Origin of the sequence: Sebaldella sp. S0638, assembly GCF_024158605.1 — a bacterium.
Lineage (GTDB): Bacteria > Fusobacteriota > Fusobacteriia > Fusobacteriales > Leptotrichiaceae > Sebaldella.
The window spans coordinates 1-1,893 of record NZ_JAMZGM010000235.1 but is presented as its reverse complement, the minus strand read 5'-3'; the positions used below and the strand labels follow the sequence as shown (position 1 = coordinate 1,893).

General features: G+C 31.0%; 2 protein-coding genes. Both read right to left on the bottom strand.

Features of this window, described 5'->3' with window-relative positions; genetic code table 11:
* Positions 1-186: 186 nt before the first annotated feature.
* Positions 187-1,023 carry a DUF4189 domain-containing protein gene (locus NK213_RS19890; RefSeq protein WP_253352581.1) on the bottom strand — a complete coding sequence of 279 codons (837 nt, stop codon included), beginning with the start codon at positions 1,021-1,023 and terminating at the stop codon, positions 187-189.
* An 82-nt stretch (positions 1,024-1,105) separates the two neighbouring features.
* Positions 1,106-1,651, bottom strand: coding sequence for a hypothetical protein (locus tag NK213_RS19885; protein ID WP_253352573.1), 546 nt, complete (start codon positions 1,649-1,651; stop codon positions 1,106-1,108).
* Positions 1,652-1,893 lie beyond the last annotated feature (242 nt).

The window sequence follows — 1,893 nt, the reverse complement described above, 5'->3', positions numbered from 1 at the left end:
ATTTCAAAACACCTCTTTCTTTTTTTATTATATCATTGTTTAGATTTTGGTGTTCCTACTTTACTATAGCACTACATGTAAAGTTTATTTTGTCATATAATTCAAATTTTTTCTTAAAATCGATAACTGCTATAGCATTACAATATTCCTCTCTTCTTAATTCTGGGACAATAATTAACTTTGTTTCTAATGTTGCTTTCCCGAATACCACAGACCCCTTGATGACCCTCGAACTACTATTTCACAGGTTTTAGACTTATATTCTTTTTTACATCCTTTTATTGCATTTTGTTCTGCTAACTCCATACTTCCATCCGCTCTTCCAACATACAGACCTTTCTCAGGGCTCATAGCTATTGCACCGTAATTTTCCTGATATGCCAATGTTACACATGTCTCTGTATTGCAGGCTGTTAATGCTGATTTCATAGCATCTTTTCCTGTATAATAATTCTCTGAAGTTGCTCCTACTCCGGTTTTAGCATCATAAGCAACTGCACCCCATCTTTTTTCATACGGCTCAGAATCTCCATATGCTACTATAGCAACTTCGCACGTTGCTGTGGAAGCCTTCATTTTCTCACAATTTTTCAACGCTTTATTACTGGCATCTTTATATGATCCAGAAGCAGACTGTAAAACCTGTCCATCATCTGAAATGACTATAACAGTACTGGCATCTCCAGTTTGGATTGTTACGCAATTTACTGTTTTGCATTTTAATCTGGCTACACTAAAAGCCTCTTTTTTATTAGTATAATTCCATACAGCATCATAGCCCCTTGTAGCCGGATCCACTGAAATTGCACCATAATATCTGTATACCGCTACATTATTCGTCTGTTGCTGTTGTTGCCTCTCCACTTCATAATATTGATTTTGCTGTTGCATAAACTGGTTCTGTTCCTCTATTCTCCTCTGATCTTCCCAGTTTTTTTCCCACATTTGCTGATATTCATCTGCTTTTAAAGTAAAACTTATCACTGAGAATAAGATTGCTGTAAATACCATAATTTTTTTCATAATTGTACTCCTTTATTTTTTATAAATCGTATGTAATTTATGTCCAGTCAATATTCTATAGAAATTATTATAAAATATATTCTCAATTTAGTCTCACAGAAGTAATTAAATCTTTATACACATTTAAATATTTTTCATTGTGGCCTGTTTCAGTATCTACAATTACTGAATAATATATATAACTATTATTAAAGCAGGTTATTGATTGAGCTATTATGTTATTATGTTGAGCATATATAACGTATCCAGATTTTTTTCCTTTTTCTTTAGCTAATATTTTTGCATCTTTAGGTACTATCAAATCTAAATTATTCAAAGTCAGCTCTTCTTCTGTTATTCCAGAAACATTTCTATAAAATTTGTACTCAGTTATAAAAAATTGATTTACCCATGCTTCTGATCCAGCATAAGAGTTTTCTGAAACCTGTTTACCTTCTACCTCAGTCGTTACTTTAAATGAATAAGTTCCAAACTCTCCAGTAAATTTTTCATCTTTTAAAACAATGTTAGTTCTTTTTGGCAATGCTTCACTTTTTTGAGACATCTCAACCATTTGCTCATAATTCATTTCGCTAAAAGTTAAAAAATTTATAAGAAACATAAGAAGAATAATTATTGTTTTTTTCATTAAATCACATGTCCGATGTATTTAGGTTAATAAGGCAACCTATAATCCTTTATTAGCTGTATATATACAGCTATTGTATAATTAAATTAAATTTAACTAGGTAGAGGAAAATCGACCCCCTTTATTTGTTAAAGTAAAAGTGTACCAGAAAAGTAAAAAATTCAGCTTGTACTTATGTCAATAATGTGGACACATTTATCTTGTCTATTATGAAATTTTTTTCAAATATTCTTTAGGAGATA